Genomic DNA, 6,475 nt, shown 5'->3' with positions numbered 1-6,475 from the left:
ACATCCGGGGGACGGGTTTTTGGAGTTACCGGATGGGGAAAAGATTTCAGCGAAGCCCGTGAGCGGGCATACCGTGCGGCTGGACTGATTTCCTTTAAAAATGCGTTTTATCGGAGCGATATAGGGAACAAGGCACTGCGTTACATAAACGGGAGCTTGTGAGCAGGGGAGAGCGGACATGGCGAAAGTCGGCATAGTATATGGCAGCACATCGGATGATGCAGTGATGAAGGGTGCATTCGAGATACTCGATGAATTTGGCGTTCCGTATGAATCGGCGGTGCTTTCCGCGCACCGTCAGCCGGAGCGTACGACTGAATTTGCCCAGACTGCGGCATCGAAGGGAATCAAAGTCATCATAGCCGGCGCCGGACTCGCGGCGGCGCTGCCGGGTGTTATCGCTGCTCATACGACACTCCCGGTCATCGGTATACCGATAGGCGGAGGCCCCCTGAATGGTGTCGATGCGCTCTATTCAATCGTTCAGATGCCAAAGGGTGTTCCCGTCGCCGTCGTGGGGATTTCCAATGCGAGAAACGCCGCGCTTCTTGCCGTGGAGATACTCGCGCTTGGCGATGATGAGCTCGACCGGAAATTACAGGATTACCGCCGGAAGATGAAAGGATGAACCGCATCGATCTGCAGCAGGTGAAGACCGCCGCGGAAATTCTGAGAAACGGCGGAATCGTCATCTATCCGACCGAGACGGTATACGGTATCGGATGCGATCCGTTGAACGGTACCGCATGCGCCCGTGTGCAATCGATGAAGAAGCGGGATCGGTCAAAACCGTTTATTCTCATTGCCGATACGCTCGGAACTGTCGAGTCCTGGGCCGGAAAGCTCGATGACATTGCCCGGAGATGCGCCGATGCATTCTGGCCGGGGCCGCTCACCCTTGTGATACGTCCCGGAAAAAAGCTCCCGGCACATCTTCGAGGCCCTTCCGGCGGAATAGCATTCCGCGTGACTCCGCATCCGGTCGCCGCTGCCCTGTCACGGGAGTTTGGAAGCCCCGTCGTATCAACGAGCGCCAATATGACCGGTGATATGCCTGTGACCACCTATGAACAGGCAGCGAAATTGTTTTCCGGTCACGCCGGTATGATTCTTGAAACCCCCGCAGAGCTCGATGGCGAACCGAGCACGGTCATCGATCTTACCGGAGATTCACCGCAGTTTCTCCGGATCGGCGCAATCGGCAGGGAACGTATACTGGAGGTTCTGTAATATGGCCTCTTCCCGGCGAATACTGCATCTGTTTGTCGGTTCGCTTATCTTCTGGCTCGTTGTCATGGGCTCCCTGTATTATCTCCATTACATCAGAAATGTGGACGAAGAGTTAGGGTATTTCAGCGCCGATGTCAAGTTCGATGCCTCACGGCGCCAGTATTACGGAATTTTCCTCGGTGACCAGAAAATCGGTTATAAAAGCGAAACACAGTATATCAGGAAAAACATGAAAATATTCCGCGAGGACGTCACACTGAAACTGAATCTCGCCGGAATGTCCCGTGAAGTGTTCCTCCAGTCGGTAACCGGAATCGACTCGACAACCCTCGTTACCCGCTATATGGATTTTACCCTTGACTCGGGAAACCATACCTATAACTTCAGCGCCCAGGTCAGGGAGGACAGCCTCATTATCGGTGTCAAAAAAGATGTGCTGTCGGCGATGCGAAAAGGATTTTTCCCGGTGAACGAACATATAACGATGCCGGTATCGCTTCCTTATTTTCTCCATAATGCCGACACCGAGGCGCTCACCATGCAGATTTTCGACCCGGTCGATTTTTCACGGTATCTGGTGCACAGTGTAAGGAAGGGACCCGAAATTGTCACGATAAGCGGACGAACGTTCCGGACAGTGCGGTACGATTTGCTCTATAAAGACATTGAATCGTCGTTATGGCTCGACAGCAACGGTGCGGTGGTTAAGAGCACGGGTATCCCGATATTCGGCGATATTCTGGGAAGCCTGACCATCGAAAAAGCCATGGACAAGAATGTCTTTCTTCTCCCTCTCGAAGTCAGTTACGGCAATGACCGGCTCAAACGGCTGGCGGTCATTCCCCGTCAGCAGATTTCCTCTCCGCGTGATGTAACGTTTCTCGAAGTGGAATTTGTGGGGATGCGTGCCGCGAATATCGACATAACGACATCGAACAAAAAAATCATTTCGGTAAATCCGCTGATAATGGATATTTTTAATAAACCACTTACCAGCGGAGAGTATTTGATGGACGAGATAAAACTGGCTTCCGCCGACACGTCGCTTCTGGGAATGAGCGATTATATTCAGCCCTATGATGCCCGTATCCGGAGAACCGCCAGAACCATCACCACCGCGGTGAGCGATACTCTCGACATGGCGCATGCACTGAACCAGTGGGTGTTTTCGGGCGTCAGACAGGAGGAAGGGCTCGACATTGTCCGCTCGGTGGACATTCTCAGGGATATGCGGGGCGACTGTGATGAACGCACCAAGCTTTTCACCGCTCTTGCCCGCTCGGTCGGCATACCCACCCAGATCAACACCGGGCTGGTCTACAAGGACAGCGCGTTCCGGTATCACAGCTGGCCGTCGGTCTTCGTCGGTGGAGTATGGCATGACCTGGACCCCACGTTCGGGCAGGATAATGCCGATGCAACCCATATTTCCCTGGTGCGAGGAGATTTTGACAAGCTTATCGAACTGCTCCGTATCATAAATTCCATTTCACTGATAATACATTCCTGCAGGTAACGGTTATGGAAGAAAATATGGTTATATTTGAGGGTGTCACGAAACGGTATGGATCGACAACCGCTCTTTCGAATCTTACATTCCGTGTGAGAAAAGGCGAATTTTTCGGTTACCTCGGGCCCAACGGGGCGGGTAAAACGACTTCGATCAAAGCCATGATAGGCCTTATCCGTCCGGACGAGGGCAGGGTTCTTATCAATGGCATGGATGTATCACACGACCCGATAGCCGTACGGTCGCTTGTGGGATATGTTCCGGACAGCCCTTTCATTTACGGCAAGCTCACGGGACGTGAATTTCTGCGGTTTGTCGGCGGATTGTACCGGATGAGCGTTGAAGATGTCGAAAAACGGATCGACTGGCTGAGCGATATTTTCGAGATGCACGGCTGGATCGATCTGAGGACTGAGGAGTATTCGCATGGCATGAAACAGAAAGTCGTGATGTCCGCCGCGTTCATTCACCGTCCCGAGTTGATAATAGTCGACGAGCCGACTGTGGGGCTCGACCCGCCGAGCGCGCGGCTTCTCAAGGATATGCTGACCCTTATCCGGCAGAACGGAGCGACCGTGTTCATGTCGTCGCACGATCTTTCCGTTGTCCAGGAGCTGTGCGGACGGATGGCGATCATCCACAAGGGTTCCATTGCCGCCGAGGGAACACTCGATGATCTGAGATCGAAAGCGGAAATGGAAGGCGGTAATCTCGAAGAGCTGTTCCTGAAACTGACCGAAAAAACCACCAGGACAGCATACCTCGAGTAATAACAATCAGGGTGACGATCATGCAGGCTGTTCAGTTGCTGTTTTCCGTAAAAATGAAAGTACTCTCCTCGATTGTGTTTGATACCAGGAGAAGCGCGCTCATTCGGAACATATCCACGGGTATCGTTCTTCTCGTTCTCTCCTATGGCTCGTACCTTTTCTTTCACGGCCTTATTTTCAAATATGTGGTCAGTCTGGAAGAAATCGGGTATCTCCTCATTGACCGCCTGGTTTCCGTGGGTTTCATGGCTTTTTTCTTTATGCTCATTATATCGAGCTTTGTGACCGCGCTTGCATCGCTGTTCCGTTCCGCCGAGACGGAGTACCTTTTCAGCACACCCCTCTCGGAAAATGCGCTGCTGATGAGCAAATACCTTGACATTATCATATACAGCTCATGGGCCATACTGTTCATGGCTATTCCTATTCTTCATGCATATGCCCAGGCCCGCAAGTTCGGGGCATTCGAATATGTGCTGACCGGATTTCTGGTACTCGTCCCGTTTATCGTGTATGCGACAGCCGCCGGAACGATACTTGCCCTTCTGTCGATTCTGGCGTCAAAATATATACGTTTACGGCACCTTATTCTCCTCGGTATACTGTTTTTTACGGGATTCATGGTAATGGTCATAAGGTTTTCGCAATCCAATCAGCTCGCCATTCCTTTCACGGAAGATTATCGCGCTCTCAATCTGTTTCTGAACAATTTCCGTCTGAACGCTCATCCCTTTTCTCCTAATTTCTGGCTTATACAGAGTCTGCGCTCGCTCGTTCTGCATAATTACCGTGATTTTACGATCTATACTTCCGCGCTTGTTTCATCCGCGTTGTTTGCCGTGTCGGTTCTCCTGATAATGGGTGAGCATCTCTATTTTAAAACATGGCAGATTTCAAACGAGCGGTCATTCGCCGAAAAGAACAGAGCCGTCGCCGGCGCAGTGCGGAAGGAAGGATTTTTGTCCGGACCATCGCGGAGCCAGAGCCAGGCGCTCCTCCGGAAGGATATCATTCTTCTGCTCCGGGAACCGAGCCAATGGGCGCAGATACTGCTTCTCCTGGCGCTGATGGCGCTCTACCTGTTCAATCTCCGGCTTATCCCGGCCGATCTGAACAACGAGCGGTGGCATGCCATTCTGTCGGTCATGAATTTCGGATTCTGCGGATTCGTGCTCGCAACGCTGGCGGTACGGTTCGTGTTTCCGTCGATAAGCCTCGAGAGCAATTCGTTCTGGGTTCTGGGCTCGGCGCCGCTTTCGACCGCGACACTGTTCCGGGCAAAATCCGTTCCGGCTTTTGCCGCGTTTCTTTTCATTGCCGAACCGATTGCCCTTCTTTCCGGGGCTATTCTCAAGTTCGAGGGATGGTATTACCTGTTTACCGCAGCGGGCATCATGGTGATGAGCATCGGGCTGACCTGCATTTCGGTCGGGCTCGGAGCCGCATTTCCCGATTTTTCGGAGCGTAACCCGAGCAGAATCGCAACGAGTCCCGGCGGTATCCTGACTATCGTTCTGTCGCTCATATATATTGGTATGATGATGACGCTTCTTGCCGTTCCGCTCTATCGGTACACGGTTTTTCTGGTTTCGGGAGGAGAATACCCGGAGAAGGCGATTATCGTGTCGCTCGTTCTTGGGGTGATTCTCAATGCGGCTGCAATCGTGGTTCCTCTGAAAATCGGCGCCCGGATGCTTGCGAGGAGAGAATTCTGATGAGGATAAAATCTATCGTTATCGGTCTGTTTTTTCTTGGTCTCATGTGTTGTACCGCTTTCGCGCAGAATACCACCGGCCCGGTAAAGATCAAGATCAACCGTATCGTTTTCAACAAGGGTAGTTCCTATGCCCTTTATATTCCGAGCTTTGAATTTCACGCCCTCTTCCAGCAGGATTTCAATGTTCTGAGGAGCGCAATCTCCGCCGATTACGATTACCGGAGGCAGGACATGGGATTCGGCATGAGCCATGCATTTTACAAGTATGTCGTTGTGCCGGGCATTACAATAGAGGATAATCTCTACTTCCGCGAGGTTTTCACCGACTCTACGGGAATCTGGAACCGTGCCCAGTCGGTTATTCCGTTTCTTACCCATTCGCTTGACAAAAATTCCACAGTCGGAATGGAATTCAAGTTTCAGCGTGAATGGTCGCCGAACCGCCGCATGGGTACCCAGATAATACATGCCAACGACCGGTCGCTCAAGGTGTATTATCTCTTCCGCAAAACGGGAAAAACCAAGTATGATGACATGTTAGGTTACCTTTCATTTGAACGGTCATATACGTTGTTGAATGGTGATTTCAATTATCTGCTCCTTGAATTTCTGGCAAGACGGTCGGTTGAGATAAACAAATTTATCCGATATAAAAACATCCTCAGTTTCAGGGGAAATCTGACACCGCAGAAATCGCCTTTGTATTTTCTGGGCGGTCATTCAAATCTTATCGGATACGAAAATGACGAGTTCTGGGGAAGAAAGTCTTTATATTCCCAGAATCTTATCGAGGTGAAGCCGTTTCCCGATTTTCAATTTGCGGTGCATAAAGCGAAATTCAGGAGGATTTCCCTCCTCTGCCAGTTTGATTTCGGACAGGTTCGCGGCGCGCCGACATTCAAGGACCTGCGGAAACAGAGCACCGATGTCAAGAAGGGAATCGGTTTCGGTTTTGGAATAAATACCGATCTTCCGTATATGCCCGATACCGATCTTCATCTGTTGATCGCCCGGCCTGGTGACGACGCAAACCTGAAATTTTACGCCGGGTTCGGCGGATGGATTGATTGACATGACCGGAATTGTCATTCCGAATGATATGCAAATCATTGAATCTTATGATTTTCTTGACTTATTACGTGCAAATGCTTATCTTTGTTTGCGTTGTGTAATATCAGGTTTCGTTCGGTGAAGTTATAAAGCGCGCAAGAGACCATGATATTTATTCCGGGTGACAGAAGCGCCGTC

General features: G+C 51.0%; 7 protein-coding genes. All 7 read left to right on the top strand.

What is annotated here, in order from left to right:
• The coding region (locus LLG96_01095; GenBank protein MCE5248793.1) for a phosphoribosylamine--glycine ligase at window positions 1–162 on the top strand (162 nt) is incomplete at its 5' end.
• Between the two features lie 16 nt (window positions 163–178).
• A complete protein-coding gene (purE, locus tag LLG96_01090) occupies window positions 179–628 on the top strand; it encodes a 5-(carboxyamino)imidazole ribonucleotide mutase (protein MCE5248792.1) in 450 nt (149 codons plus the stop codon).
• A complete protein-coding gene (locus LLG96_01085) occupies window positions 625–1,230 on the top strand; it encodes a threonylcarbamoyl-AMP synthase (GenBank protein ID MCE5248791.1) in 606 nt (201 codons plus the stop codon). The genes purE and LLG96_01085 overlap by 4 nt, the downstream gene beginning before the upstream one ends.
• 1 nt (window position 1,231) lies before the next feature.
• Window positions 1,232–2,746: a transglutaminase-like domain-containing protein gene (locus LLG96_01080; GenBank protein MCE5248790.1), complete on the top strand. Its 1,515-nt coding sequence runs from the start codon at window positions 1,232–1,234 to the stop codon at window positions 2,744–2,746.
• Window positions 2,747–2,763: 17 nt separating this feature from the next.
• Window positions 2,764–3,510, top strand: coding sequence for an ABC transporter ATP-binding protein (locus LLG96_01075; GenBank protein MCE5248789.1), 747 nt, complete (start codon window positions 2,764–2,766; stop codon window positions 3,508–3,510).
• A 20-nt stretch (window positions 3,511–3,530) separates the two neighbouring features.
• Entirely contained in the window at window positions 3,531–5,225 is a 1,695-nt protein-coding gene (locus LLG96_01070; protein MCE5248788.1) for a hypothetical protein, read from the top strand.
• A complete protein-coding gene (locus LLG96_01065) occupies window positions 5,225–6,298 on the top strand; it encodes a hypothetical protein (protein MCE5248787.1) in 1,074 nt (357 codons plus the stop codon). The genes LLG96_01070 and LLG96_01065 overlap by 1 nt, the downstream gene beginning before the upstream one ends.
• Window positions 6,299–6,475 lie beyond the last annotated feature (177 nt).

The sequence above is a fragment of the bacterium genome (genome assembly GCA_021372535.1).
Taxonomy (GTDB): Bacteria; Latescibacterota; Latescibacteria; order Latescibacterales; family Latescibacteraceae; genus JAFGMP01.
Note: the sequence above shows the minus strand (reverse complement) of the source record. Positions and strands in the feature narration are given on the sequence as shown.

Bases quoted from the DNA above. Each gene is read 5' to 3' on its own strand.
- LLG96_01080 (MCE5248790.1), top strand. From the start codon at position 1,232: ATGGCCTCTTCCCGGCGAATACTGCATCTGTTTGTCGGTTCGCTTATC.
- LLG96_01070 (MCE5248788.1), top strand. From the start codon at position 3,531: ATGCAGGCTGTTCAGTTGCTGTTTTCCGTAAAAATGAAAGTACTCTCC.
- LLG96_01075 (MCE5248789.1), top strand. From the start codon at position 2,764: ATGGTTATATTTGAGGGTGTCACGAAACGGTATGGATCGACAACCGCT.
- LLG96_01065 (MCE5248787.1), top strand. From the start codon at position 5,225: ATGAGGATAAAATCTATCGTTATCGGTCTGTTTTTTCTTGGTCTCATG.
- LLG96_01085 (MCE5248791.1), top strand. From the start codon at position 625: ATGAACCGCATCGATCTGCAGCAGGTGAAGACCGCCGCGGAAATTCTG.
- purE (MCE5248792.1), top strand. From the start codon at position 179: ATGGCGAAAGTCGGCATAGTATATGGCAGCACATCGGATGATGCAGTG.